Genomic DNA, 25,814 nt, shown 5'->3' with positions numbered 1-25,814 from the left:
GTGGCAAAATCAAGAAGGTTATAATTTCACCATGCAATTACATTCCCGGTAAATTATTACAATTGCGAGGGAATTATGAAGCAACCTGGTTTTATACGTCTGGCTACGTTGGCCTTACTCTCCACACTCTCTTTCTTCTCCCACGGCGAAACCATTTTGCGCCTGGCCTACGCTGAAAATAGCCAGCCGGTAAAAGATGCGTTGCACTTCCTGGGGCAGCAAGTGGAAGAGAAAACGGGCGGCGATATCAAAGTACAGTACTTCCCGGACGGACAGCTTGGCGGCGAGCGCGAACTGGTGGAGTTGACGCAGGTCGGCGTCGTCGACATCACTAAAGTGTCGTCCGGGCTGATGGAGAGTTTTTCGCCTGAGTACGGCGTGTTCTCACTTCCCTACCTGTTTGCCACCGTCGAGGAATACTACCGCGTAATGGATAACCCGCAGGTGATGGAGCCTGTTTATCAGTCCACCGCCGCGCAGGGGTTTATCGGCGTAGGCTGGTATGATTCCGGCGCGCGTAATTTTTATATGAGCAAAGCGCCGATTAAACGCATTGAGGATTTACGCGGGAAAAAGATCCGCGTCATGCAGAGTGAGACGGCGATCCAAACCCTCAAACTGCTGGGCGCTTCGCCTATCGCCATGAGCCAGGCGGAGGTCTATACCTCATTACAACAAGGCATTCTCGACGGCGCGGAAAACAATGAGTTCGCTCTCACCATCGCCCGCCACGGCGAAGTCGCCCGTTATTACACCTACGATATGCACACCCGCATTCCCGATATCCTGCTAATGAGTACCCTCACGCTGGAAAAGCTGACGCCGGAACAGCAGCGCATCGTCGAAGCCGCCATCAAGGCGTCGATCGAATTTGAGAAAGCCGCATGGGACAAGGAAATAGAGAAAACCAGGCTGGCGGCGGTAAAAGATTTCAACGTTGAATTCTACGAGATCGACAAAAAACCCTTCCAGGAGGCAGTACAGCCTATTTACGACGGTCTGAAAAACAAACCGCGGCTTTACGGGCTGTATCAACGTATCCAGACAGCAAAAAATTAATCTAATCAGGAAATTAAGATGAACACATTCAGAAAAGGACTTGATTTATTGCTGGGCGCTATCTGTTGCCTGGTGCTGGCGATAATGGTGGGCATCGCCTGCTGGCAGGTGGTGAGCCGCTACATTCTGGGCGTTCCCAGCACCCTTACCGAAGAGATGCTGCGATTTCTCCTGGTATGGGTATCAATGCTGGGCATGGCTTTTGTCGCTGGTCAGAAACAGCATATCAGCCTGACTCTCTTACTGGATAAGGTGTCGCCGACGATTCGCGGCTGGTGGGATATTATTCTGCAGGTCATTTTTATCGCGTTTTCCATTTGGGTATTGATTATCGGCGGCTTAAAGATTTCTGCGATTTCTATGCTGCAAATCTCCCCTGCGCTGGGCATTCCGATGGGGAAAATTTATTACGCGCTCCCCTGCGCAGGCGTACTGATCATCCTCTATGGGCTGCTGAATATCGTTGACGCCCTGAAAGCTATCCATTCCGCCACGGATACCACTGAGCACACTCTGGAGAAATCACATGATTGACCCTATTTTTGCGTCCTGTACGCTAATTGCCGTCTTTGTTGTTTTACTGGCCATGGGCGCGCCTATCGGGATCTGCATCGTTATCGCCTCTTTCAGCACCATGATGCTGGTACTGCCTTTCGATATTTCGATGTTCGCCACCGCGCAAAAAATGTTCTCCAGCCTGGACAGTTTTGCCTTGCTGGCCGTGCCGTTCTTCGTTTTGTCCGGGGTGATCATGAATAGCGGGGGAATAGCCGCCCGGCTGGTCAATTTTGCCAAACTGTTTACTGGCAAACAGCCCGGCTCGCTCTCTTACACCAACATCGTCGGCAATATGATGTTCGGTGCAATTTCCGGATCGGCAATTGCCGCCTCAACCTCTATCGGCGGCGTGATGGTGCCGATGAGCGCGCGCGAAGGTTACGATCGCGGTTTTGCGGCCGCGGTGAATATCGCCTCCGCGCCGACGGGAATGTTAATTCCACCCACCACGGCTTTTATCCTTTACGCGCTGGCAAGCGGGGGAACATCGATTGCCGCTCTGTTCGCCGGCGGTCTGGTCGCGGGAGTGCTGTGGGGCGTTGGCTGTATGCTGGTCACGCTGGTGGTCGCTAAGCGTCGAAATTATCGGGTTTTCTTCACCGTCCAAAAAGGCATGGCGCTAAAAGTTGCCGTTGAGGCCATTCCCAGCCTGCTGCTGATCGTGATTATCGTCGGCGGCATTGTGCAGGGGATTTTCACCGCCATTGAAGCCTCCGCGATTGCCGTGGTGTATACGTTATTGCTGACGATGGTGTTTTACCGCACGCTGAAAATTAAGGATTTGCCTTCGATTTTGCTCCAGACAGTGGTAATGACCGGGGTCATCATGTTCCTGCTGGCAACCTCTTCGGCGATGTCCTTCTCGATGTCGATCACCAATATTCCTGCGGCGCTGAGCGATATGATCCTCGGTATTTCCGCCAATAAACTGGTTATCCTGTTAGTCATTACCGTCTTTTTGTTGATTATCGGCGCATTTATGGATATCGGTCCGGCCATTCTGATTTTTACCCCGATTCTGCTGCCGATCATGGCTAAACTGGGCGTCGATCCGGTGCATTTCGGCATTATCATGATCTATAACCTGGCGATTGGCACCATTACGCCGCCAGTTGGCAGTGGTTTATATGTCGGGGCGAGCGTCGGTAAGGTCAAAGTTGAGGAAGTGATTAAACCGTTGCTGCCTTTTTACGGCGCGATTATCGGCGTTCTGTTATTAATTACCTACATTCCGGAAATCACACTGTTCTTACCCCGTCTACTGGGCATCATGTAAGCGCATAGTTTCCTGCACATCTCGTTGGCCGGATGGCGATTCGCGTCTTATCCGGCCAACGCACGATAATAATTATCCGCAGGTCATCACCAGGTAAAAAAAACCGGCTACCTATAAAGTAGCCGGAAAAGGGAATAAATAATAAACAGGGATAATGATTAGAATGTGTAGCCTATACCCACGCGGAAACGGGTTTGTCTTTCATCGCTGTTGCTATTGACGGAAACATTACCTACCTCAACAAATGGCGACCATTGGTCAATAATATAGGCAGTTCTGAAGTTATATTCATAGTTATCTTTGCCGCCATCGTAAAGATCATATTTATCAGCTTTCTTATAAATTCCTTCGATTGTCCAGTCAAAGTTGTTCCATTTATAACCCGCCCAGACATCCATACGATTGATGGTATCATCATCACGGATATCAGAAGAACGGCGTACATATTCAAAACGATAGCGCGCACCAACCCACCAGCTTTCATTTAATGTCCACGTCGCGCGGAAGTAAGGCTTATAGGTAGAGTAACCGTTGCCTGTTTCCAGCACGAAACCCGGTTGCCAGGCGACATCACCGGTTTTAAATTGGTAGCTTATCGTATATTCGTTGCCCTGTGTTTCCAGGTCATTAAACGCTTTATTGGTGTCATCCCCGCCTGATTTTGAGATAGCTTCTATCGCAAAACCAACACCATTCGCAAACCGATGAGAAATATACGCACGGTCATAGTTAGCTTTACTATCATCAAGATATTCATGACGAACATCGACATATACTGCATGCGCATTTGTTACAACAAGAGGTAATAGTAAGAAAAGAGATTTTCTCATAACAGAATCCATTTAATTTAAAATTAAAACGTTGTTTCATGTCAGACCGTTACAACCATAATACGCAATGTGAATGGCGACAATATAGACAAAGATCTTTAATTTAAAATTGGGATAATGTTCAAAAAGCAAAATAAAATAAATGAAATTTATATTCGTAATATAAAATAAAAATCAAAACACCATCAACAACGCCAATATAGGGATTTCCTTATATTTATATTTCATTGATTCCTAACGTTAATTTCAATATATTTAAATTGTAAATACAAATAAAACAACTAAATAATTACTGTATAACTACCCTTTTATCAAACGGTAAGTCAGACTATTCCCATTATGTGATCTCACGCAGCGTTTTCTTTGCATTACTGCCAGCTAAGTCGTTTCGTGTCGTTATGATGAAGGTATTTTAGAAAAAAAATATTATCCACTGATTTAAATAACATCCAGACGGTCACGATGCGCTCCGACTTTTTTAAAACGTGAAGTTAATCACTTCATTAACGTGCTGATTGCCAGAATACACCCAACGGCGGCAATCGTTATAAGGTTACCAGGCTGCGTAATTTTTAAACTCATGCAAACGGAAGGGGTATCCCGTCCATAAAAAATAATGAGGAACATGTCATGAGTAACGCGATTACGATGGGTATTTTCTGGCATCTGATAGGGGCGGCCAGTGCAGCCTGCTTCTATGCCCCGTTCAAGCAAGTGAAACAGTGGTCATGGGAAACCATGTGGTCAGTGGGCGGCATCGTCTCATGGCTTATTCTGCCGTGGACAATTAGCGCTCTGTTACTGCCTGATTTCTGGGCCTATTATGGGCAGTTTAACCTCTCCACCCTTTTACCGGTTTTTCTGTTCGGCGCCATGTGGGGCATCGGCAATATTAACTACGGCCTGACCATGCGTTATCTCGGCATGTCGATGGGTATCGGCATCGCTATCGGCATTACGCTTATCGTCGGCACGCTGATGACGCCTATCATCAACGGTAACTTCGATGTGTTAATTCATACCGAAGGGGGACGCATGACGCTACTTGGCGTTTTTGTCGCGCTGATCGGCGTCGGGATTGTGACGCGCGCCGGACAGTTAAAAGAACGCAAAATGGGCATTAAAGCGGAGGAGTTCAATCTGAAGAAAGGGCTTCTGCTGGCAGTGATGTGCGGTATTTTCTCGGCGGGGATGTCTTTTGCCATGAACGCCGCGAAACCGATGCATGAAGCTGCTGCCGCGCTTGGCGTTGACCCGCTCTATGTCGCGCTGCCGAGTTACGTGGTGATTATGGGCGGCGGCGCGCTGGTGAACCTCGGTTTCTGTTTTATCCGCCTGGCAAAAGTGCAAAATCTGTCGATAAAAGCCGACTTCTCGCTGGCAAGACCGTTGATTATCAGCAATATTCTGCTGTCCGCGCTTGGCGGTCTGATGTGGTATTTACAGTTCTTTTTCTATGCCTGGGGTCACGCGCGCATTCCAGCGCAATATGACTACATGAGCTGGATGCTGCACATGAGCTTCTATGTGCTGTGCGGGGGGCTTGTCGGTCTGGTGCTAAAAGAGTGGAAAAATGCTGGCCGCCGTCCCGTTGCCGTATTAAGCCTCGGCTGCGTGGTAATTATTATCGCGGCGAATATTGTCGGTTTAGGCATGGCCAGTTAATCGCTTTGATTACTGAGATGACGCCATTGGCTCGGCGTCATCCCGGTTTCCCGCGTGAACACCACTGAAAAATAATTACTATCTTCAAAACCGCACTGCATCGAAATCTCGCTAATCATCAGCGGGCTATGCTGAAGCAGATACTGCGCGTGGCAAATACGGACCTGGCGTAAATATTGATTAATGGTCATCCCGGTTTGGGCGCGAAACTGCTGCCGCAGCACCCGTTCGCTGCATTGTTCCTGCTGGCAAAACGCATCCAGCGCAAAGGGACACTCAAGGCTATTAGCCAAAGCGGTAATTAATTTATCCAACAGGGTTTCTCGGGAGGTTGCCGGAAGATCGTCGGTCGCGTAGCGATGCCGTTTTAACGTCATTACCAGTTGACCAAACAGCAATTCCGCCATCTCATTCGCCAGCGGATCGCGTCCATTACTCTCATGTTCAAGCTGGTTAATGACCTGCCGCGCCTGATTCATTCCCATACTGCCCAGCCGCCAGTGAGGATGCCACTGCGCTCCCTGAAAGCCGGGAATCATCGCCTGCCAGTTTACATTGAGTTTCAAACGCTCCGGGCAATAAATAATATTTTGCAGCACCAGATCGTTAACGGAGGTATAGGAGTGTTTGTCTTCAGCACGAATGTAAAACAGATCGCCGCGGGTAATTCTGTATGGGCGCTCATTAAGAACGTGTAGGCCATTGCCCCGCCAGACCATCACCAGTTCACAAAACTCATGCGTATGTTCCGCAAAAACATCCTGTGGATAGCGATCGGCAACCGTAATGGCCTGCTGCTCATCAGTAAAAAAATCTTTTTTCAAAAGGATTAACTGATTTGCCACCGCAGCACCTCATGTTGAATGCTTGCCGGATGGCGCTACGCTTATTCTGTCTACCGCTCGCCGCCGTAGGCCAGGTAAGGCGCAGCCGCCATCCGGTATTAAAGGGTATAATTATCAGCATATTGGCGACGAAAACGTTGATAGCGTTCGCGTTACTGGATTATCGCATCGCGTCCCTGACGGATATCCCGCGGCGACCAGTTAAATTCTCGGCGAAACAGAGTCGAAAAGTGGTTACTGTCGCCAAAACCGCAGCGGTACGCGATTTCTGTCACGCTATGATCGCTATGGCGCAATAAATGCCGGGCTTTGATCAAACGCAGGCGATTAAGGTAACGTTGCGGCGTCAGCCCGGTATGCTGTTTAAGCTGACGATGCAGCGTGCGTAGCGACAGCGAAAACTGTTCAGCTACCGCCTCCCAGCAGACCTCCTCCGCAAAATGGTCTTCCAGCCATGCCATCAGTTGGTTGAGTTTGGCGTCGTTATTGGTCGCGCCTTCCATCAGGCTACTGCGGCGTAACAACACCAGTAGTTGCATGAACAAAATTTCGCGATTCGCCACGGCAGGCGCATCCATGCCGTCTCCGGCGTGCTCCATCAGACCGACCAACTGGCGCACCTGCTGCAACACACTCTGATTCACCCGCCAGTGAGAAGGATAGTAACCATCCTGCTCCTGCGGCAGCAATTGATCCAACCCCGCCAGGAACTGGAAGGCGTCCGGTGAACGCCACAGTACATTCGTCAGGCATAGGTTGTCGGTATGTTCATATAAATGCCGGTCGTGATCGCGAACAAAACACACGGTACCGCCGCTGATGGTATACGGCTGCCCGTTGAATACATGAATGCCCGTACCGTGTTCCACAATCACGATTTCATGAAAATCATGATGATGTTCAGGGAAAGCGGCTTGCGGCAGACGAGGTTCAATCGCCACGGGCGCTTTACCTGATGGAAAAAAATCCACGCTATGCAGTACGGTCATGGTTGCTTCCTCCTGAATTCAACATGTCCGAATAGTAATTAAGGGTTATCGGCCTCACCTTAAATTTTTGACGCTAAAGCGCGCAAACATGGTCTTTTTTTCAAGAAAAGGCGGGAAAAAGCGGGAAATGCGGACGACATCACACCGGCCTATTAGTAGAAACTGTGAACGCTATCACGTTCATCTTTGCCTTGTTGCCAGCGGCTCATTTTCCTGTCAGTAACGAGAAGGTAGGTCTTTGAGGGCTTTTTTAGACTGTGCGCAATGACTCTAAGAAGGACCTGATTATGACTTTTCGCCATTGTGTCGCGGTTGATCTCGGCGCATCCAGCGGGCGCGTGATGCTGGCGCGTTACGACAGCAAACACCGTACCCTGACGCTACGTGAAATTCACCGTTTTGTGAACTGCCTACAAAAAACAGACGGGTTTGACACCTGGGACATCGACAGTCTGGAAAAGGATATCCGTCTTGGTCTGAAGAAAGTCTGCAATGAAGGCATTCTTATCGACAGCATCGGCATCGACACCTGGGGCGTCGATTATGTCCTGCTGGATAAACAAGGTCAGCGTGTCGGCCTGCCGGTCTCCTACCGCGATAACCGTACCACGGGCATCATGCCGCAAGCGCTGGTCCAGATCGGCAAAAGCGAAATCTATCGCCGCAGCGGGATTCAGTTTCTGCCGTTTAACACCATCTATCAGCTACGCGCGCTGACGAAACAACAGCCTGAGTTAACGGCGCAGGTCGCTCATGCGCTGCTGATGCCCGATTATTTCAGCTACCGCCTGACCGGTGAAATGAACTGGGAATACACCAACGCCACAACCACCCAGTTGGTCAATATCAATACCGATGACTGGGACGAGACCCTGCTGGCGTGGACCGGCGCGAAAAAGAGCTGGTTCGGTCGCCCCTCACACCCTGGCAATGTTATCGGCGACTGGATTTGCCCGCAGGGCAACCGTATTCCGGTGGTAGCCGTCGCCAGCCACGATACCGCCAGCGCCGTTATTGCCTCTCCGCTGGCAAATAAACATAGCGCTTACCTGTCTTCAGGCACCTGGTCGTTGATGGGTTTTGAAAGCAAAAAACCTTACACCACTGACGAGGCGCTGGCCGCCAATATCACCAACGAAGGCGGCGCGGAAGGGCGTTATCGGGTACTGAAAAACATTATGGGTTTGTGGCTGCTCCAGCGTGTGCTGAAAGAACGGCGCATTACCGATCTGCCTGCGCTTATTGCCCAAACAGAAGCGCTGCCGGCCTGCCGTTTCCTGATTAACCCGAATGACGATCGCTTTATCAATCCTGACGATATGCGCGCTGAAATCCAGGCAGCCTGTCGCGAGATCGACCAGCCCGTTCCCGTCAGCGATGCCGAACTGGCGCGCTGCATTTTCGACAGTCTGGCGCTGTTGTATGCCGACATTCTGCACGAACTGGCAAATCTGCGCGGCGAAAAATTTACCCAACTGCATATTGTCGGCGGCGGATGCCAAAACTCGCTACTCAACCAGTTGTGCGCCGATGCATGTGGCATTCGCGTGATGGCCGGGCCGGTTGAAGCCTCCACCCTTGGCAATATTGGTATTCAGCTTATGACCCTCGACGAATTAAACAACGTCGATGACTTCCGTCAGGTCGTCAGCGCTAACTACGACCTGACAACCTATATCCCTAATCCTGATAGTGAAATTGCCCGCCACGTTGCGCAGTTTCAACCCAAACGACAGACAAAGGAGCTTTGCGCATGACCACTCAACTGGAACAAGCCTGGGAACTGGCAAAACAACGTTTCGCCGCAGTAGGTATTGATGTCGAGGAGGCGCTGCGCCAGCTCGATCGCCTGCCGGTTTCCATGCACTGCTGGCAGGGCGACGATGTTGCCGGATTCGAGAACCCGGAAGGTTCGTTGACGGGCGGAATTCAGTCGACCGGCAACTATCCGGGCAAAGCGCGTAACGCCACCGAACTGCGCGCCGATCTGGAACAGGCGCTGCGTCTGATCCCAGGACCAAAACGGCTGAACCTGCACGCCATTTACCTTGAGTCGGATACGCCGGTTGCTCGCGACCAGATCAAACCGGAGCATTTTAAAAACTGGGTGGAGTGGGCGAAAGCGAACCGGCTGGGGCTGGATTTCAACCCCACCTGTTTTTCTCATCCACTGAGCGCTGACGGTTTTACCCTCTCTCATCCAGACGCGAAAATTCGCCAGTTCTGGATCGATCACTGCAAGGCCAGCCGCCGCGTCTCGGCATACTTTGGTGAGCAGCTCGGTACGCCGTCGGTGATGAACATCTGGATTCCGGACGGCATGAAAGACATTACCGTCGACCGTTTAGCCCCGCGCCAGCGCCTGCTGGAAGCGCTGGATGAGGTCATTAGCGAGAAATTCGACCCGGCGCACCACATCGACGCCGTTGAGAGCAAACTGTTTGGCATCGGCGCGGAAAGCTACACCGTCGGCTCCAATGAGTTCTACATGGGCTACGCCACCAGCCGTCAGACCGCGCTGTGTCTGGATGCGGGCCACTTCCATCCCACTGAAGTGATTTCCGACAAAATTTCCGCCGCCATGCTCTATGTGCCACGGCTGCTGCTGCACGTCAGCCGCCCGGTACGCTGGGATAGCGACCACGTGGTGCTCCTGGACGATGAAACCCAGGCAATTGCCAGCGAGATCGTCCGTCATAACCTGTTCGACCGTGTGCATATCGGTCTGGATTTCTTCGACGCCTCTATCAACCGTGTCGCCGCGTGGGTTATCGGTACCCGCAACATGAAAAAAGCGCTGCTGCGCGCTCTGCTGGAACCCACAGATCAACTGCGTCAGCTTGAGGCCAGCGGCGATTACACCGCGCGTCTGGCGCTGCTGGAAGAGCAGAAATCTCTGCCGTGGCAGGCCGTCTGGGAAATGTATTGCCAGCGTCACGACACGCCGACTGGCAGCCAGTGGCTGGACAGCGTTCGCACCTACGAAAAAGAGATCCTGAGCAAACGTAGCTGACAGCGACACCTGATCTGTAGGCCGGATAAGACGCCCGCGTCGCCATCCGGCAATAAATGAAACACGATTGCCGGATGGCGCTGCGCTTATCCGGCCTATGTAAGACCCGAATAACCTTCGGGCAATGAATGGGAACACGAACATGCAAAATATTACCGATTCCTGGTTTGTCCAGGGCATGATTAAAGCCACGTCTGATGCATGGCTGAAAGGGTGGGACGAACGTAATGGCGGTAACCTGACGCTGCGTCTGGATGAAGCCGATATCGCACCGTTTGCGGCTAATTTCCACGAAAAACCGCGCTATATCACGCTAAGTCAACCCATGCCGCTGCTGGCGAATACGCCGTTTATCGTTACCGGTTCCGGCAAATTCTTCCGCAACGTGCAGCTCGATCCGGCAGCCAATTTAGGCGTGGTCAAAATCGACAGCGACGGCGCAGGCTACCACATTCTGTGGGGCTTAACCCACGACGCGGTACCCACCTCTGAACTCCCGGCGCATTTCCTTTCCCACTGCGAACGCATCAAAGCCACCCACGGCAAAGACCGCGTCATTATGCATTGCCATGCGACTAACCTGATCGCCCTCACCTACGTACTGGAAAACAACACTGCGCTGATCACCCGCAAACTGTGGGAAGGCAGCACCGAATGTCTGGTGGTATTCCCGGACGGTGTCGGCATTCTGCCGTGGATGGTGCCAGGCACCGATGAAATCGGCCAGGCCACCGCGCAAGAAATGCAGAAACATTCGCTGGTGCTGTGGCCGTTCCACGGCGTGTTCGGAAGCGGACCTACGCTGGATGAAACCTTCGGTTTGATAGATACCGCAGAGAAATCCGCTGAGGTATTAGTCAAAATCTATTCGATGGGCGGTATGAAGCAGACCATCACGCGCGAAGAACTGGTCGCACTCGGCAAACGTTTTGGCGTGACACCGCTGGCCAGCGCCGTAGCGCTGTACTGATACCTGCCAACTCAACGCCGGATGCGGCTTTGCCTTATCCGGCCTACAGGCCGGTGCGCATTTTACCGTAGGCCCGATAAGCGTAGCGCCATCGGGCAACAGGGAATTTTTTTAAGGAGAATAGTGATGAGCTTTATGTTGGCACTGCCAAAAATTAGCCTGCATGGCGCTGGAGCGATTGCCGATATGGTGAACCTCGTGGCGAATAAGCAATGGGGCAAAGCGCTGATCGTTACCGATGGTCAACTGGTAAAGCTGGGCCTGCTGGATAGCCTGTTTAGCGCACTGGATGAACATCAAATGTCTTACCACCTGTTTGATGAGGTGTTCCCAAACCCGACAGAAGAGCTGGTGCAGAAAGGTTTTGCGGCGTATCAGAGCGCAGAATGTGACTACATTATCGCCTTCGGCGGCGGCAGCCCGATCGATACCGCAAAAGCGGTGAAAATTCTGACCGCCAACCCAGGTCCTTCTACCGCCTACTCCGGCGTCGGCAAAGTGAAAAACGCCGGCGTACCGCTGGTAGCGATTAATACTACGGCAGGTACCGCGGCAGAGATGACCAGCAACGCGGTGATTATCGACTCTGCCCGTAAGGTCAAAGAGGTAATCATCGACCCGAATATCATCCCGGATATTGCCGTGGATGACGCCAGCGTCATGCTGGAAATCCCCGCTTCTGTGACCGCCGCAACCGGCATGGATGCCCTGACCCATGCGGTGGAAGCCTATGTCTCCGTTGGCGCGCATCCGCTTACCGACGCTAACGCGCTGGAAGCGATTCGCTTAATCAATTTGTGGCTACCGAAAGCGGTTGACGATGGCCATAACCTCGAAGCCCGTGAGCAAATGGCATTCGGCCAGTACCTGGCGGGTATGGCGTTCAACAGCGCCGGTTTGGGGCTGGTTCACGCGCTGGCGCACCAGCCGGGCGCAACTCACAACCTGCCGCACGGAGTCTGCAACGCTATCCTGCTGCCAATTGTCGAGAACTTTAACCGTCCGAACGCCGTCGCGCGTTTTGCCCGCATCGCACAGGCGATGGGCGTGGAGACGCGCGGTATGTCTGACGAAGCCGCAAGTCAGGAAGCGATTAACGCTATCCGTACGCTGAGCAAACGCGTCGGCATTCCAGAAGGTTTCAGCACGTTGGGCGTCACAAAAGAAGATATCGAAGGCTGGCTGGATAAAGCCCTCGCCGACCCGTGCGCGCCGTGTAACCCGCGCACCGCCAGCCGCGATGAAGTTCGCGAGCTGTACCTGGAGGCGTTATGATCCGCAAAGCCTTTGTGATGCAGGTAAATGCCGACGCGCACGAGGAGTATCAGCGTCGTCATAACCCAATCTGGCCGGAGCTGGAAGCCGTATTAAAATCTCACGGCGCGCATCACTACGCGATTTATCTCGATCAGGAGCGCAATCTGCTGTTCGCCACCGTTGAGATTGAATCCGAGGAGCGCTGGAATGCCGTTGCCAGCACCGACGTTTGCCAGCGTTGGTGGAAACATATGCGTGACGTTATGCCCGCGAATCCGGATAACAGCCCGGTCAACGCAGAGCTAAAAGAGGTGTTTTATCTGCAGTAAGTCGTGTGCCCGGTGGCGCAAGCTTACCGGGCCTACGGTTTTATTTTTTGTCGGCCGGATAAGGCGGTTACGCCGCCATCCGGCAAGTTCAATTCTGCTCCGCTACCAGGATAGCCTGAGTATCCGGTTCCAGCGCTTTAAAGATATGCGCCTGGTCGCCGGGATAACAAATGTAATCGCCCTCCGCCAGCTCTTCCGGCGCCTCGGTTAAGCCGACGAGGGCTTTTCCCTGCGTAACAATAATATGTTCCACCGACCCCGGCGGATGCGGGTGAGAGATCCGGTCGGCCCCCGGCTGCGTCAACAGCAGATAGATATCACGCCGCGCGCCGGGCGGACATGCCGCCAGTAATATCGCCTGATAATGCGCCTGCTCCGCCACCACTTTGGTGCCTTCTCCGCGGCGAATCACCTGCGTTTTTTGTACCTGCGGCTCCAGCAGCCTGGCAAAGGGAATGTCGAGCGCGACGCATAGCGACCATAACGTCTCCAGGCTGGGGTTGCCGTTCCCTGCTTCCAGTTGTGAAAGCGTAGATTTAGCGATGCCTGCGCGCCGCGCAATCTCCGCCAGCGACAGTCCGGTTCGCTGGCGTTCGCGTACCAGACTTCTGGCAATGACGCTAATAGGTTGTGTCATAAAGCATCCAACGTTCACTATAACGAACGAAATGTTCGTCTTGTAAAGCAAATCTGTTCCGTTCATTATAATGAAAATTCGTTCGATATGACTAAAGAAGATGAAACACTATTTTTCCTGTCTCAAGGGAGACACGATAAAAGCGATATTTTTAGTGTGCCTGGCCGTGGGCGTCGTCGGCATGTCCTATGGCTCACTGGCGATGGCCTACGGTTTCCCACTGTGGGTGCCGTTTGTCCTCTCTATTTTTGTACTGGCGGGCGCGTCCGAATTTATGTTTATCGGCATTGTTGCCAGCGGCGGCAATCCGTTAGCGGCGGCGGCGGCAGGACTGCTGGTGAATGCGCGCCACGTGCCGTTTGGCGTAACGGTGCGCGATTTGGTTGGCACCCGCGCCGCCAGCTTTTTCGGCTGCCATATTATGAATGATGAGAGCGTGGTGTTCGGCCTGTCGCAAAAAACACCCGAACAACGTAAAGCCGCCTACTGGCTATGCGGTCTGGGCGTCGCCCTATTCTGGCCGATTGGCACACTGATTGGCGCTGGTGTCGGCAAACTGCTCCCGGCCCCAGAAACCATTGGTCTGGATGCCGTATTCCCGGCAATCTTACTGGCGCTGGTGATCCCGGCGTTTAAAAACCGCACCACATTGATTCGTGGTTGCAGCGGCGCCGCGCTGTCGCTTGCCGCCGTTCCCTTTGTGGCTGCCGGATTGCCGGTGTTGCTTTCGCTGCTTGGCCTACTGGCGAGGAAAAAATAATGGGCAATATGACGCTATTTATTATCGGTATTGCTCTTTTATCTGCGGGAACCTATTTGATGCGCCTCGGCGGCGCGAAACTTGGCAGCCGTCTGGCGCTGTCTGAGCGTTCACAGGCGCTGCTCTCGGATGCGGCAACGGTGCTGCTATTCTCCGTCGCGCTGGCGACCACCTTTTACGAAGGCGAACATTTTGCCGGAATGGCGCGCGTTCTTGGGGTTGGCTTCGCCGTATTTTTAGCCTGGCGTAAAATGCCGCTTATTGTGGTGATTATCGCCGCTGCAGTGGTGACCGCGTTATTACGAATGGCGGGTATTAATTAACGTCTTACAGAATAGTTGGACGTGACACCCTATAAGTGATGAAGGCTGGGCCGCCCTATGCTGAAGTAGCCCAGAACTTTCGCATCAGGCGGGATAAATGCTTTCCATATGAATGCCGATCCTCAATGACACTGTCAGAGTAACTTCAACATCTTGTGATAGCTTCAGATTACTGGTTTTCCTAATAACTCTCTTTAGTTAATGTTTACGTCAGCTATTTTACGGATATTGCCTGACGAAATACATGAACGAAAAAAGCGCCTGATCGGCGCTTTTTATTGGCGTTATAGCGTAATTTTATAGGCACTTGCGCCAGCCTGTGCGCAGTTAATGTGCCGTCACTCAACGCAGGCGGTTATAATCATCCACCATCTCGTTATAACTTCTCAACGACGCCGGATAAGAATCCGCAACCATCCATCCTGTTGCAGGGTCCTGCACCCGTTTCTTTTCAAAATCAGAATACTCAACATTGTCTCTGATACGACGAATATATTTTTTAGCTTGTAGCTGATAATCAGCCGCAGAGCTGATGAAAGAAGAATTACGGCCATCAGTATTCACTTCTTTCAATTGCGCAATCATTGTTTCCAGTTCCGCGACTTTTTTCATCATCGCTTCGGCATCAAAGGTATCGGCAGAAATAACCTTGTTGATCTGCTTTGCCGAGATCATGACAGCCAGAGAATAATAGTTAAATGTTTTACCTTCCGCTTCTTCTATTCTCTTCAACTGTGTCAATTGCCGCCTGTCATTTATTTCCTGAATAGCCTCATGATATTTTTCCGAGACGGGTTTAAAATCCTCGATATTCTTCAGTAATGTCTGATGCAGCGCCTTACCTTTAGCAAAGGCATCATCTTTATAGTTTTCCTGGGTATAATATTTTTCCATTTCGTTAATGGTATTACCCAGCGCGGCAGCGCTATCAATATAGCTAACGGCAACGCCATCAATAGGCTCAAGTAATGGCGTTAAGGCGGCCACCTGTTTCATCTCTTTCTGGCAATTCGTTATGTAAGACTCCGTAATACCATAAATGCCATAAACCAGGCTCTCTTTCCCTGTCGGACCTTTTTTAAAGTCTTTCACCCAATCCGCGTAACGCGCCAAACTGTGCTGAACGGGCAATTGAAGTTTATTAAAACAATCGATATAGACATCCATTTTTTCACTATAAACTTCTTCAGCGTCAACCTCCGGCTGAGCTGGCGTTTCTGGTTTCGCCGCCGGGGGCTGCGCTGGACTTTCGCCAGATTGCGTTTCCGGCGTCTGAGAAGGCGCTGGCGTCGCAGGCTGACTGCTGGCGGTCGGCGTCGCCTCGGTTTTAACATTATTGTCATCACATCCTGTTGCGCCCAGGGTCATTAGCGCAATGATTATCGCTGAGGATAATAAATTCCTTTTCATTTAATTGCCTTCTGTATATTTACGTTGGGGTTCTCTTATTTTAACGAACACATTGATATTGATAATGTTAATTATAATGAAATATGGATTAAGTATTTTTTGTGTTGAATAAATCACATACCTGTTTTTTTTCATTAAAATGAATCTGTAAATTTCAATGATATTATTTATAGGTTATTCTAATGAAAAAGGATTTGTTATCATCAATTATTATCGCTATGCTGATGACTGCCGGGCTAAGCGCTTGTGATGAAAAAAAAGCGGACGAACAACCTGTAGCTCGGAGTGCGGATTCATCAGCGAGCAATACACAATCCACATCAGCGGAAAGCGCAGATGCGAACGATGTTCTTAACCAAAAGCTGAATGTTTACATTGATTGTTATAATAATCTCCAGGCAGATATTTACCGTGCTGTAAATCGTTATGCTAACACATTCGACGATTTCCGTACCGGTCCTACCGGTAAGGAAGACGATCCCTCTCCGCTGGTTCCTGTGTATCCTGCATTTATCCAGGACTGCCGGAAAGACATCAAGGCGGCGGCTGAATTAAAGCCGGCGTTTGCCTCTCTGGATAGTGCTGCTCTGGCATTTATTAATGCGGCTGGGCCACTAGCTGAAACAATCAATAGTATGAATAAATACTATGATCAAGATAACTTCAAGGATGATGCCTTTGCTGGCGCTAAAGCGTTCCATAAAACGTTTATAAAACAGTTCGATGAGTTTGATCCCATTGCGAAGAAATATATCGCCGAGATTAACATTATGAGTGGGCAGCATGCGGCTAATGAAATTAAGGCGACCGAGAAGAAAGAAGGTAAATCCATTAAGTACTATACGCTTTTGACGATGCAGGAAGCCGAGACGCTTAATGACGCTGTAGCTGATGATTCTTTTGATGTGGCGGCAGTAAGCAAACAGCTCGCTGATTTTGAAGAGCATACTCAGAAGCTAAACGAGAAGATCAACGTTGATATAGATAAACATCGTAGCTTCCCTGGTTTTATTTCTGAGCTGGAAAAATTCCAGGGCAAGGTGAAAAAACGCATTCGGCGCGTGCGCGATAACGTGGCGTATACCTCGCATGAGCAGGACTACCTCAATAGCGGCAGCGGTGATATGGTAGATGGTTCTTATGAGGCTGTGGTTAAAGCTTATAACGAGCTCATCGATACCTATAATGGCTATCATCTTGAGCGTGAGTTCTAAGCTTTTCACGCTGCAAATCGCGTGCATATGACCGCTAAACTGAACAAATAAGTCGTTAGCGACTGTCGAAAGAGCGCCCCAGGGGCGCTTTTTTCGTTCGAAGTATTACCGGGTAGCAAGCGCCTCGTGAATGGCTGGAATAAGCTGCGGCCCAGCATAAAAACGATTAAAACCTGTATGGCCTCGCCACTATACGTGATTCCGTTATCAAGAGAGGCTGTAAAATTGAGAAAATATATATTTTACGCAAATGTAGAGGGTACTATTTTAGTCTGCGATTAACCGCTGCGGATGGGTATAAATCGTCGCCCGACCCGGCTTACAGAACCCCACCAGCGTAAGATTACACCGTTCAGCGACGTCAACCGCGAGCGTGGTGGCAGCAGAAACCGCAAACAAAATTTCCACACCGCACATCGCCGACTTCTGCACCATTTCGTAACTCGCACGACTGGAAACCAGCGCCGCGCCTTGCCGCCATTCCTCACCTTCCGTAGCGCGGCGGCCGAGCAGTTTATCCAGCGCAACGTGGCGTCCGACATCTTCATGGCCCCCCGCCAGTTCACCCGACGGCATGACCCACGCCGCAGCGTGCGTACAACCCGTCAGCTTACCCGTCGGTTGAAAATCATTCAGATGTTTTAACGCGCGATCAAGGTTACCGAGATTAAACGTTTGGCTAAACGGCAGCGGTTGCACCGGCTTACCAATGTCATTGAGCTGTTCCACGCCACACACGCCGCAACCGGTGCGTCCGGCCAGCGCGCGACGACGCGCTTTCAGCCCCATAAATCGACGGCTGGAAAGATCAATCTGCACTTCAAGTCCGTTACAGGACGGCACAACGTCCATGCCATAGATTTCACGCGGGCTGTCAATGATCCCTTCCGACAGAGAAAACCCCATTGCGAAATGCGTCAGATCTTTCGGAGAGGCCATCATAACGACATGCGAAATGCCGTTATACACCAGTGCCACTGGCACTTCCTCGGCAACATCATCAAGTTGGGAGGACTGCAAATCCTCGCGTTTCCAGAGAGTCAACTGGCGTGAGGTTGTGAAATCAGTCACATTTAGGACTTCTTCAGACAGTATATTGTTCACTTTATTTTAACCATATAAGAACACACACACCAACATTATGGTATTCTGTTACAACTCCTCCCGGATGGAGGAAAATTTATCCAATTCTGAACCTTTGCGGGCCCGTCCGCAAAGAAAAATAACAACCACTCCCTGAGCGTTTCGGATAGAGAAATGTGAAAGAGAAGTGACAATGTCGAAACAAGGAGCAAACCATGCAGGTCAGCAGAAGGCAGTTCTTTAAGATCTGCGCTGGCGGTATGGCAGGCACCACGGCGGCGGCACTGGGCTTCGCGCCCGGCGTAGCGCTAGCGGAAACACGGCAATATAAACTGCTGCGCACCCGCGAAACCCGTAACACCTGCACCTACTGTTCCGTTGGCTGCGGGCTGTTGATGTACAGCCTCGGCGACGGTGCGAAAAACGCCAAAGCATCTATTTTCCATATCGAAGGGGACCCGGATCATCCGGTAAGCCGTGGCGCGCTGTGCCCGAAAGGGGCCGGTCTGGTGGACTTTATCCACTCTGAAAGCCGCCTGAAATTCCCGCAATACCGCGCGCCGGGTTCAGATAAGTGGCAACAGATCAGTTGGGAAGAAGCGTTTGACCGCATCGCTAAACTGATGAAGGAAGATCGCGACGCCAACTATCAGGCGCAGAACGCCGAAGGCGTTACCGTTAACCGCTGGCTCACCACCGGGATGCTGTGCGCTTCCGCATCCAGTAACGAGACGGGTTATTTAACGCAAAAATTCTCCCGCGCGCTGGGTATGCTCGCGGTCGACAACCAGGCGCGTGTCTGACACGGACCAACGGTAGCAAGTCTTGCTCCAACATTTGGTCGCGGTGCGATGACCAACCACTGGGTCGACATCAAGAACGCCAACCTCGTCGTGGTGATGGGCGGTAACGCCGCAGAAGCTCACCCGGTCGGGTTCCGCTGGGCGATGGAAGCCAAAATTCACAACGGCGCAAAGCTGATTGTGATCGATCCGCGCTTTACGCGTACCGCGTCGGTGGCCGATTTCTATGCGCCAATACGCTCTGGTACTGACATTGCCTTCTTGTCAGGCGTGATGCTGTATCTGCTGACTAACGAAAAATACAACCGTGAATACACCGAGGCCTATACCAATGCCAGCCTGATCGTGCGTGAAGATTTTGGCTTCGATGATGGTCTGTTCACTGGCTATGACGCAGATAAGCGGCAGTACGATAAAACCAGTTGGCACTATGAGCTGGACGAAAACGGTTTTGCCAAACGCGATACGACACTGCAACACCCGCGCTGTGTCTGGAATCTGTTGAAACAGCATGTCTCACGCTATACGCCGGACGTGGTAGAAAATATCTGCGGTACGCCGAAAGCGGACTTCCTGAAAGTGTGCGAGTACATTGCAGAAACCAGCGCAAAAGATAAAACCGCGTCGTTCCTGTACGCGCTGGGCTGGACGCAGCATTCCATCGGCGCGCAGAACATCCGTACTATGGCAATGATCCAGCTTCTGCTCGGTAACATGGGGATGGCGGGCGGCGGCGTTAACGCCCTGCGCGGTCACTCCAACATTCAGGGACTGACCGACTTAGGACTGCTGTCGCAAAGTCTGCCGGGCTACCTGACGCTGCCGAGCGAAAAACAGACCGACCTGCAAACCTATCTGGCTGCCAATACGCCGAAGCCATTGTTGAAGGATCAGGTCAACTACTGGGGCAACTATCCGAAATTCTTCGTCTCAATGATGAAGGCCTTCTTTGGTGATAAAGCGACAGCGGAAAATAGCTGGGGCTTCGACTGGCTACCGAAGTGGGACAAAGGCTACGACGTGTTGCAGTACTTCGAGATGATGAAACAGGGCAAGGTCAACGGCTATATCTGCCAGGGCTTTAACCCGGTGGCCTCATTCCCGAACAAAAACAAAGTGGTCGCGTCGCTTTCCAAACTGAAGTACCTGGTGACTATCGATCCGCTCAACACCGAAACGTCCACCTTCTGGCAAAACCACGGTGAGTCGAACGACGTTGATCCCGCAAAAATCCAGACCGAAGTGTTCCGTCTGCCTTCCACCTGTTTTGCCGAGGAAAATGGTTCCATCGTTAACTCCGGTCGCTGGTTACAGTGGCACTGGAAGGGCGCGGACGCCCCGGGAATTGCCATGACCGACGGCGAAATCCTCGCCGGTATCTTCTTACGCCTGCGTAAGATGTACTCTGAACAGGGCGGCGCCAACCCGGAACAGGTGCTGAATATGACCTGGAACTACACCAAACCATACGAACCCGCCTCTGAAGAAGTGGCGATGGAAAGTAATGGTAAAGCGCTGGCCGATCTTATCGACCCGGCAACCGGCGCGGTGGTAGTGAAGAAAGGTCAACAGCTCAGTTCGTTCGCGCAACTGCGTGATGACGGTACGACGTCCAGCGGCTGCTGGATTTTCGCCGGTAGCTGGACGCCGGAAGGCAACATGATGGCGCGTCGTGATAACGCCGACCCGTCTGGTCTCGGCAACACGCTGGGCTGGGCATGGGCATGGCCGCTTAACCGCCGCATCCTCTATAACCGCGCCTCCGCCGATCCGCAGGGTAATCCCTGGGACCCGAAACGTCAGCTACTGAAATGGGAAGGCGGAAAATGGGCCGGATGGGATATTCCGGACTACAGCGCCGCCGCGCCCGGCAGCGACGTCGGACCGTTTATCATGCAGCCGGAAGGGATGGGCCGCCTGTTTGCTATCGATAAGATGGCGGAAGGGCCGTTCCCGGAACACTACGAGCCGTTTGAAACGCCGCTGGGCACTAACCCGCTGCACCCGAACGTTATCTCTAACCCTGCCGCCCGTATCTTTAAAGACGATGCCGACGCGCTGGGTAAAGCGGATAAGTTCCCGTATGTCGGAACCACTTACCGTCTGACCGAGCACTTCCACTACTGGACCAAGCACGCGTTGCTTAACGCTATCGCCCAGCCGGAACAGTTTGTGGAAATTGGCGAGAAGCTGGCGAATAAGCTCGGTATCGCGCATGGCGATACCGTGAAGGTCTCCTCGAACCGCGGCTATATCAAAGCCAAAGCGGTGGTGACCAAGCGTATTCGCACGCTGAAAGCGGACGGCAAGGATATCGATACCATCGGTATTCCTATTCACTGGGGCTACGAAGGCGTGGCGAAAAAAGGCTTTATTGCCAATACGTTAACGCCTTTCGTCGGTGATGCGAACACGCAAACGCCGGAGTTTAAATCCTTCCTTGTGAACGTGGAAAAGGTGTAACGGAGACGACCTATGGCTTATCAATCGCAAGACATCATTCGTCGTTCCGCCACTAACGGTTTCACCCCCGCGCCCCAGGCGCGGGACCACCAGGAAGAGGTGGCGAAACTCATCGACGTCACCACCTGTATCGGCTGTAAAGCGTGTCAGGTGGCGTGCTCCGAGTGGAACGACATCCGTGATGAAGTGGGCAATAACGTCGGGGTGTATGACAACCCGGCGGACTTAACTGCGAAATCCTGGACGGTGATGCGCTTCTCGGAAGTGGAACAGAACGACAAACTGGAGTGGCTGATCCGTAAGGATGGCTGTATGCACTGCGCCGATCCCGGCTGCCTGAAGGCCTGTCCGGCGGAAGGGGCGATCATTCAGTATGCTAACGGTATTGTCGACTTCCAGTCCGAGCAGTGTATCGGCTGCGGCTACTGTATCGCTGGCTGCCCGTTCAACGTGCCGCGCCTCAACCCGGAAGACAACCGCGTCTATAAATGTACGCTGTGCGTTGACCGTGTGGTGGTCGGCCAGGAACCGGCCTGCGTGAAGACCTGTCCAACCGGCGCCATTCATTTTGGCTCGAAAGAGGATATGAAAACGCTGGCGGGCGAGCGGGTGGCCGAACTGAAAACCCGTGGTTACGACAATGCAGGGCTGTACGATCCGGCCGGCGTAGGCGGTACGCATGTCATGTACGTGCTGCATCATGCCGACAAGCCGAATCTGTATCACGGTCTGCCGGAAAACCCGGAAATCAGCGAAACCGTTAAGTTCTGGAAAGGCGTCTGGAAACCGCTCGCCGCGTTCGGTTTTGCCGCGACCTTTGCCGCCAGCGTCTTCCACTATGTCGGCGTCGGCCCGAACCGCGCGGAAGAGGAAGATGACAACCTGCATGAAGAGAAAGACGAGGTGCGCAAATGAAACGACGTGACACCATCGTGCGCTATACGGCGCCGGAACGCATCAACCACTGGATCGTCGCCTTCTGCTTCGTGCTGGCGGCGGTGAGCGGGCTGGGCTTTTTATTCCCATCCTTCAACTGGTTGATGCATATCCTGGGCACCCCACAACTGGCGCGAATTCTGCACCCGTTTGTGGGCGTGGTTATGTTTGCCTCGTTCATCATCATGTTTTTCCGTTATTGGCACCACAATCTAATCAATCGGGATGATATCTTTTGGGCGAAGAATATTCGTAAGATCGTCGTCAACGAGGAAGTGGGTGACACCGGGCGTTATAACTTCGGTCAGAAATGCGTATTCTGGGCGGCGATTATCTTCCTGGTGCTGCTGCTGGTGAGCGGGGTAATTATCTGGCGTCCGTACTTTGCGCCTGCTTTCTCAATCCCGGTGATCCGATTCGCGTTAATGTTGCATTCTTTTGCCGCAGTAGCGTTAATTGTGGTTATCATGGTGCATATCTACGCCGCCCTTTGGGTGAAAGGCACCATTACCGCGATGGTGGAAGGCTGGGTAACCCGGTCGTGGGCGAAGAAACATCACCCGCGCTGGTACCGAGAAGTCCGCAAGACAACGGAAAAAGAAACTGAATGAGTATTCGCATAATCCCGCAAGATGAGCTGGGGTCGAGCGAGAAACGTACGGCGGATATGATTCCGCCGTTATTGTTCCCCCGACTCAAAAACGTCTACAACCGCCGCGCCGAACGTCTGCGCGAGCTGGCTGAAAATAACCCGCTGGGCGATTACCTGCGCTTTGCCGCGCTTATCGCGCACGCGCAGGAAGTGGTGCTGTACGACCATCCGCTGGAGATGGATCTGACCGCACGTATTAAAGAAGCGAACGACCAGGGCAAGCCGCCGCTGGATATCCACGTGCTGCCGCGTGATAAGCACTGGCAAAAACTGCTGCATTCGTTAATTGCCGAGCTAAAACCCGAGATGAGCGGCCCCGCGCTGGCGGTGATCGAGAACCTGGAGAAAGCCTCAGAGCAGGAGCTGGAGCAGATGGCCAGCGCGCTGTTTGCCTCGGATTTTGCCTCCGTCAGCAGCGATAAAGCCCCCTTTATCTGGGCCGCGCTCTCCCTTTACTGGGCGCAAATGGCCAGCTTGATTCCAGGCAAAGCCCGCGCGGAATACGGTGAAGCGCGCCAGTATTGCCCGGTGTGCGGTTCGATGCCGGTCTCCAGCATGGTGCAGATCGGCACCACGCAGGGGCTGCGTTATCTGCACTGTAACCTGTGCGAAACCGAATGGCATGTCGTGCGCGTAAAATGCAGTAACTGCGAACAGAGCCGCGACTTACACTACTGGTCGCTGGAAAATGAGCAGGCTGCGGTGAAAGCCGAAAGCTGCGGCGATTGCGGGACTTACCTGAAGATTCTCTATCAGGAAAAAGACCCGAAAGTAGAAGCAGTGGCCGACGACCTCGCCTCGCTGGTGCTGGACGCGCGCATGGAACAGGAGGGCTTCGCCCGCAGTTCCATCAACCCGTTCCTGTTCCCGGGGGAAGGGGAATAAGTTCTCTGGTATACCGGCTAGCAATCTACGTTAGCCGGATCATTGCTCAATAACGCAATGCTTGTATAACGTTTCTCGGGTCGTTGGCAATGGCGCGAAGTAACGCTTTGGCTGGCCCTGTCGGTGAACGTCTTCCTTGCTCCCAGTTGCGCAGCGTATCCACGTTGACCGAAATCAGCTCTGCAAACTTAGATTGCGACAACCCAGATGCCTGCCGTATTTCTTTAATCTTCATTGCATCAATATGAAAGGTACGAGAAGGTTCACGGGTCCCTTCAATGATTTCATTCATTTGAGACATACTTTGAGTTAATCGCTCAAATAACACTTTATCCATCTACCACCTCTCATTCAGCATACGAAGCACCGCTTTTTCCTGCGGCGTGAGATCATCTTTAATGCCTTTTTGATAAATCAGAAGCAAGCGAATCTCATACCGTTGACTACGGTGAAAATAGATAATTCGCACGCCACTACGCTTTCCTTTGCCTCGCGCTCCCCAGCGCATTTTTCTCAGGCCGCCCGTTTCCTGAATGACATCACCACAATCTGGATGCTGAGCCATAAAAACCTGAAGCTTATGGTATTCATCCTCATCGAGCAGTTTTTTAACATCTTCAGTAAAGAGTTCCGTTTCTATAAATTGCATATTCCATACGCCATTGGCTTATAGTAGTGAAAATAATCTATACGTCAATGGCGTATAGCATCATCATTTCACAGTACAAAAATTAAAAACCCAGCGCCAACCGCATTCCATTTTTTGCGAACCTCTATCCAGAATCATTATCCCCTCGTTTCACCACTTTCCATCCCCAACGAACCAGGTTATAAACTGTACATACATACAGTCAAAGGAGCGTTATATGCCACTGGAAAAAGGAATTGCCGAACTGGTCGCTGGGTTTATCGCCGCGGGACGCCCCTCTTCTCGCAAACAGAATATTGATGACCGGAGGGCGGGCTACATCGCCAGCACGACACTGGCAGGAGAAACTGAAACCCGCGTCCAGGTTGAAGATATTAAACTCAATGCCATGACGTTTCGCGTGGTTTCGCCGCTCAATGCCACAGGGAAATTACCCTGCATCATTTATTATCATGGTGGCTGCTTTGTCAGCGGCGGTTTTGCCACTCACGATAACCAGTTAAGGCAGTTAGCTTTTTACAGCCGTTGTCGCGTGATTGCGGCACAGTACCGACTTGCACCAGAGCACACCTTCCCGGCCGCACATAACGATGCCGAAACCGGAGCTAATACTATCTGGAAATATGCCCAGAAACTGGGGATAGATCGCGAGAACATTACGCTTGCCGGTGACAGCGCGGGTGGGCATCTGGCGCTGGTCACCGCGCTACGCCTGAAAGCCGCCCGTCAATGGCAACCTGCACAGCTGATTCTGATCTACCCCATGCTGGACGCAACCGCCAGGTTTGCGAGCTACACCTGTAATGGGCTGGATTACATTATCACGCGTGACACGCTGCTTTCAGGCTACGAGATGTATATGCCGCGAACCGATCCACTGCATCCTGAAGCCAGTCCGCTCTGGCGTGAGGACTTCGCCGGACTGCCATCCACGCACATCATTACTGCCGAATTCGACCCACTGCGCGATGAGGGCGAGGCCCTGTATCAACGGTTCCAGGAACAGGGTGTGGAATGTACTTGCCAGCGCTATCTCGGTGTCATCCATGGCTTTTTCCAGCTCGGAGGCGTGAGCCAGGCGGCACGAAGCGCCATGCGAGATGTGGCCTGGCGTGTTGTAAGCCCATCAACAGGCAAAATGACCTAAAATTCAATTTTGTTTTCAACTTGAAAACTGGATAACGTTGCGCTAAATTGTTTTCAGGTTG

The 25,814-nt window shown here is 52.1% G+C and carries 25 protein-coding genes; 17 read left to right on the top strand and 8 right to left on the bottom strand.

The genetic code is table 11. The annotated features are described in order from the left end of the window. Positions 1–75: 75 nt before the first annotated feature. Genes ACLJTG_RS20260 through ACLJTG_RS20250 form a run of 3 tightly spaced genes read left to right on the top strand, consistent with a single transcriptional unit; the run spans position 76 to position 2,893 of the window. Positions 76–1,059 (top strand): TRAP transporter substrate-binding protein, encoded by a 984-nt coding sequence (locus ACLJTG_RS20260; protein ID WP_000812819.1) that lies wholly within the window; start codon positions 76–78, stop codon positions 1,057–1,059. A gap of 18 nt (positions 1,060–1,077) precedes the next feature. Further along, positions 1,078–1,593: a TRAP transporter small permease gene (locus ACLJTG_RS20255; protein ID WP_001091413.1), complete on the top strand. Its 516-nt coding sequence runs from the start codon at positions 1,078–1,080 to the stop codon at positions 1,591–1,593. Then, positions 1,586–2,893, top strand: coding sequence for a TRAP transporter large permease (locus ACLJTG_RS20250; RefSeq protein WP_410959055.1), 1,308 nt, complete (start codon positions 1,586–1,588; stop codon positions 2,891–2,893). The genes ACLJTG_RS20255 and ACLJTG_RS20250 overlap by 8 nt, the downstream gene beginning before the upstream one ends. A gap of 158 nt (positions 2,894–3,051) precedes the next feature. Here the strand turns inward: ACLJTG_RS20250 and ACLJTG_RS20245 are convergent, their stop codons facing one another. Next, the gene (locus ACLJTG_RS20245) at positions 3,052–3,735 is read right to left on the bottom strand and encodes an oligogalacturonate-specific porin KdgM family protein (protein WP_000378721.1); all 684 of its coding nucleotides are present in this window, start codon (positions 3,733–3,735) and stop codon (positions 3,052–3,054) included. 618 nt (positions 3,736–4,353) lie between these two features. Here ACLJTG_RS20245 and rhaT point away from each other — a divergent pair. Beyond that, a complete protein-coding gene (gene rhaT / locus ACLJTG_RS20240; protein ID WP_000063541.1) occupies positions 4,354–5,388 on the top strand; it encodes an L-rhamnose/proton symporter RhaT in 1,035 nt (344 codons plus the stop codon). Here the strand turns inward: rhaT and rhaR are convergent. Both rhaR and rhaS read right to left on the bottom strand, forming a co-directional pair. After that, a complete protein-coding gene (rhaR, locus tag ACLJTG_RS20235; RefSeq protein ID WP_198898374.1) occupies positions 5,385–6,233 on the bottom strand; it encodes an HTH-type transcriptional activator RhaR in 849 nt (282 codons plus the stop codon). The two genes, rhaT and rhaR, sit on opposite strands and share 4 nt — an antisense overlap. A gap of 152 nt (positions 6,234–6,385) precedes the next feature. Next, entirely contained in the window at positions 6,386–7,222 is an 837-nt protein-coding gene (gene rhaS / locus ACLJTG_RS20230; protein ID WP_000217109.1) for an HTH-type transcriptional activator RhaS, read from the bottom strand. A 287-nt stretch (positions 7,223–7,509) separates the two neighbouring features. Here rhaS and rhaB point away from each other — a divergent pair, with 287 nt between their 5' ends. The 5 genes from rhaB to rhaM all read left to right on the top strand — a co-directional run bounded on the left by rhaB (position 7,510) and on the right by rhaM (position 12,791). Then, positions 7,510–8,979, top strand: a complete 1,470-nt coding sequence (gene rhaB / locus ACLJTG_RS20225) for a rhamnulokinase (RefSeq protein ID WP_410959054.1) — start codon at positions 7,510–7,512, stop codon at positions 8,977–8,979. Beyond that, positions 8,976–10,235, top strand: a complete 1,260-nt coding sequence (locus ACLJTG_RS20220) for an L-rhamnose isomerase (RefSeq protein ID WP_000211472.1) — start codon at positions 8,976–8,978, stop codon at positions 10,233–10,235. Before rhaB ends, ACLJTG_RS20220 begins: the two co-directional genes overlap by 4 nt. 142 nt (positions 10,236–10,377) lie before the next feature. Continuing rightward, on the top strand, positions 10,378–11,205 hold the full coding sequence (gene rhaD, locus ACLJTG_RS20215; RefSeq protein ID WP_103133684.1) for a rhamnulose-1-phosphate aldolase: 828 nt from the start codon (positions 10,378–10,380) through the stop codon (positions 11,203–11,205). Between the two features lie 126 nt (positions 11,206–11,331). Further along, on the top strand, positions 11,332–12,480 hold the full coding sequence (gene fucO / locus ACLJTG_RS20210; protein ID WP_020437535.1) for a lactaldehyde reductase: 1,149 nt from the start codon (positions 11,332–11,334) through the stop codon (positions 12,478–12,480). Further along, positions 12,477–12,791, top strand: coding sequence for an L-rhamnose mutarotase (gene rhaM, locus ACLJTG_RS20205; RefSeq protein ID WP_000619477.1), 315 nt, complete (start codon positions 12,477–12,479; stop codon positions 12,789–12,791). Before fucO ends, rhaM begins: the two co-directional genes overlap by 4 nt. 88 nt (positions 12,792–12,879) lie before the next feature. Here the strand turns inward: rhaM and ACLJTG_RS20200 are convergent, their stop codons facing one another. Next, positions 12,880–13,428 carry a helix-turn-helix domain-containing protein gene (locus ACLJTG_RS20200; RefSeq protein WP_001517951.1) on the bottom strand — a complete coding sequence of 183 codons (549 nt, stop codon included), beginning with the start codon at positions 13,426–13,428 and terminating at the stop codon, positions 12,880–12,882. A 100-nt stretch (positions 13,429–13,528) separates the two neighbouring features. Here ACLJTG_RS20200 and ACLJTG_RS20195 point away from each other — a divergent pair, with 100 nt between their 5' ends. Beyond that, the gene (locus tag ACLJTG_RS20195; protein WP_000683586.1) at positions 13,529–14,188 is read left to right on the top strand and encodes an AzlC family ABC transporter permease; all 660 of its coding nucleotides are present in this window, start codon (positions 13,529–13,531) and stop codon (positions 14,186–14,188) included. Next, the gene (locus tag ACLJTG_RS20190) at positions 14,188–14,511 is read left to right on the top strand and encodes an AzlD domain-containing protein (RefSeq protein WP_000527677.1); all 324 of its coding nucleotides are present in this window, start codon (positions 14,188–14,190) and stop codon (positions 14,509–14,511) included. The genes ACLJTG_RS20195 and ACLJTG_RS20190 overlap by 1 nt, the downstream gene beginning before the upstream one ends. 342 nt (positions 14,512–14,853) lie before the next feature. Here the strand turns inward: ACLJTG_RS20190 and ACLJTG_RS20185 are convergent, their stop codons facing one another. Beyond that, entirely contained in the window at positions 14,854–15,921 is a 1,068-nt protein-coding gene (locus ACLJTG_RS20185) for a YiiG family protein (RefSeq protein ID WP_023260221.1), read from the bottom strand. A gap of 182 nt (positions 15,922–16,103) precedes the next feature. Here ACLJTG_RS20185 and ACLJTG_RS20180 point away from each other — a divergent pair, with 182 nt between their 5' ends. Continuing rightward, complete coding sequence (locus tag ACLJTG_RS20180) at positions 16,104–17,135, top strand: DUF3829 domain-containing protein (protein WP_198898375.1); 1,032 nt, start codon at positions 16,104–16,106, stop codon at positions 17,133–17,135. Between the two features lie 267 nt (positions 17,136–17,402). Here the strand turns inward: ACLJTG_RS20180 and fdhD are convergent, their stop codons facing one another. Continuing rightward, a complete protein-coding gene (gene fdhD, locus ACLJTG_RS20175; RefSeq protein WP_001059746.1) occupies positions 17,403–18,239 on the bottom strand; it encodes a formate dehydrogenase accessory sulfurtransferase FdhD in 837 nt (278 codons plus the stop codon). Positions 18,240–18,433: 194 nt separating this feature from the next. Between fdhD and fdnG the strand changes: the two genes are divergently transcribed. The 4 genes from fdnG to fdhE are packed head-to-tail and all read left to right on the top strand — an operon-like array spanning position 18,434 to position 23,957. Then, positions 18,434–21,484 carry a formate dehydrogenase-N subunit alpha gene (gene fdnG, locus ACLJTG_RS20170; protein ID WP_077248424.1) on the top strand — a complete coding sequence of 1,017 codons (3,051 nt, stop codon included), beginning with the start codon at positions 18,434–18,436 and terminating at the stop codon, positions 21,482–21,484. A 12-nt stretch (positions 21,485–21,496) separates the two neighbouring features. Next, positions 21,497–22,399, top strand: coding sequence for a formate dehydrogenase subunit beta (gene fdxH / locus ACLJTG_RS20165; RefSeq protein ID WP_000331364.1), 903 nt, complete (start codon positions 21,497–21,499; stop codon positions 22,397–22,399). After that, a complete protein-coding gene (gene fdoI, locus ACLJTG_RS20160; protein WP_000829025.1) occupies positions 22,396–23,031 on the top strand; it encodes a formate dehydrogenase cytochrome b556 subunit in 636 nt (211 codons plus the stop codon). Before fdxH ends, fdoI begins: the two co-directional genes overlap by 4 nt. Continuing rightward, positions 23,028–23,957, top strand: a complete 930-nt coding sequence (fdhE, locus tag ACLJTG_RS20155; RefSeq protein WP_000027730.1) for a formate dehydrogenase accessory protein FdhE — start codon at positions 23,028–23,030, stop codon at positions 23,955–23,957. Before fdoI ends, fdhE begins: the two co-directional genes overlap by 4 nt. Positions 23,958–24,003: 46 nt before the next feature. On the opposite strand, the gene ACLJTG_RS20150 is transcribed toward fdhE, so the two are convergent. Together ACLJTG_RS20150 and ACLJTG_RS20145 are read right to left on the bottom strand one after the other, a co-directional pair. Then, on the bottom strand, positions 24,004–24,294 hold the full coding sequence (locus ACLJTG_RS20150) for a helix-turn-helix domain-containing protein (protein WP_000362050.1): 291 nt from the start codon (positions 24,292–24,294) through the stop codon (positions 24,004–24,006). Beyond that, positions 24,295–24,606, bottom strand: coding sequence for a cytotoxic translational repressor of toxin-antitoxin stability system (locus ACLJTG_RS20145; protein ID WP_001159635.1), 312 nt, complete (start codon positions 24,604–24,606; stop codon positions 24,295–24,297). A gap of 217 nt (positions 24,607–24,823) precedes the next feature. On the opposite strand from ACLJTG_RS20145, the gene ACLJTG_RS20140 reads away from it, so the two are divergent. Beyond that, on the top strand, positions 24,824–25,753 hold the full coding sequence (locus tag ACLJTG_RS20140) for an alpha/beta hydrolase fold domain-containing protein (RefSeq protein WP_198898376.1): 930 nt from the start codon (positions 24,824–24,826) through the stop codon (positions 25,751–25,753). Positions 25,754–25,814 lie beyond the last annotated feature (61 nt).

This window comes from Salmonella sp. SAL00672 (assembly GCF_046552175.1).
Lineage (GTDB): Bacteria > Pseudomonadota > Gammaproteobacteria > Enterobacterales > Enterobacteriaceae > Salmonella > Salmonella enterica.
This window is presented reverse-complemented; position numbering and strand designations above follow the sequence as displayed.

Coding starts and splice junctions, on each gene's coding strand:
- ACLJTG_RS20180 (WP_198898375.1), top strand. CDS start 16,104: ATGAAAAAGGATTTGTTATCATCAATTATTATCGCTATGCTGATGACT.
- ACLJTG_RS20245 (WP_000378721.1), bottom strand. CDS start 3,735: ATGGATTCTGTTATGAGAAAATCTCTTTTCTTACTATTACCTCTTGTT.
- fucO (WP_020437535.1), top strand. CDS start 11,332: ATGAGCTTTATGTTGGCACTGCCAAAAATTAGCCTGCATGGCGCTGGA.
- rhaS (WP_000217109.1), bottom strand. CDS start 7,222: ATGACCGTACTGCATAGCGTGGATTTTTTTCCATCAGGTAAAGCGCCC.
- fdoI (WP_000829025.1), top strand. CDS start 22,396: ATGAAACGACGTGACACCATCGTGCGCTATACGGCGCCGGAACGCATC.
- rhaT (WP_000063541.1), top strand. CDS start 4,354: ATGAGTAACGCGATTACGATGGGTATTTTCTGGCATCTGATAGGGGCG.
- ACLJTG_RS20140 (WP_198898376.1), top strand. CDS start 24,824: ATGCCACTGGAAAAAGGAATTGCCGAACTGGTCGCTGGGTTTATCGCC.
- rhaB (WP_410959054.1), top strand. CDS start 7,510: ATGACTTTTCGCCATTGTGTCGCGGTTGATCTCGGCGCATCCAGCGGG.
- fdxH (WP_000331364.1), top strand. CDS start 21,497: ATGGCTTATCAATCGCAAGACATCATTCGTCGTTCCGCCACTAACGGT.
- ACLJTG_RS20190 (WP_000527677.1), top strand. CDS start 14,188: ATGGGCAATATGACGCTATTTATTATCGGTATTGCTCTTTTATCTGCG.
- rhaD (WP_103133684.1), top strand. CDS start 10,378: ATGCAAAATATTACCGATTCCTGGTTTGTCCAGGGCATGATTAAAGCC.
- ACLJTG_RS20250 (WP_410959055.1), top strand. CDS start 1,586: ATGATTGACCCTATTTTTGCGTCCTGTACGCTAATTGCCGTCTTTGTT.
- ACLJTG_RS20200 (WP_001517951.1), bottom strand. CDS start 13,428: ATGACACAACCTATTAGCGTCATTGCCAGAAGTCTGGTACGCGAACGC.
- ACLJTG_RS20260 (WP_000812819.1), top strand. CDS start 76: ATGAAGCAACCTGGTTTTATACGTCTGGCTACGTTGGCCTTACTCTCC.
- ACLJTG_RS20185 (WP_023260221.1), bottom strand. CDS start 15,921: ATGAAAAGGAATTTATTATCCTCAGCGATAATCATTGCGCTAATGACC.
- rhaM (WP_000619477.1), top strand. CDS start 12,477: ATGATCCGCAAAGCCTTTGTGATGCAGGTAAATGCCGACGCGCACGAG.
- ACLJTG_RS20220 (WP_000211472.1), top strand. CDS start 8,976: ATGACCACTCAACTGGAACAAGCCTGGGAACTGGCAAAACAACGTTTC.
- fdhE (WP_000027730.1), top strand. CDS start 23,028: ATGAGTATTCGCATAATCCCGCAAGATGAGCTGGGGTCGAGCGAGAAA.
- ACLJTG_RS20150 (WP_000362050.1), bottom strand. CDS start 24,294: ATGGATAAAGTGTTATTTGAGCGATTAACTCAAAGTATGTCTCAAATG.
- ACLJTG_RS20255 (WP_001091413.1), top strand. CDS start 1,078: ATGAACACATTCAGAAAAGGACTTGATTTATTGCTGGGCGCTATCTGT.
- ACLJTG_RS20145 (WP_001159635.1), bottom strand. CDS start 24,606: ATGCAATTTATAGAAACGGAACTCTTTACTGAAGATGTTAAAAAACTG.
- ACLJTG_RS20195 (WP_000683586.1), top strand. CDS start 13,529: ATGAAACACTATTTTTCCTGTCTCAAGGGAGACACGATAAAAGCGATA.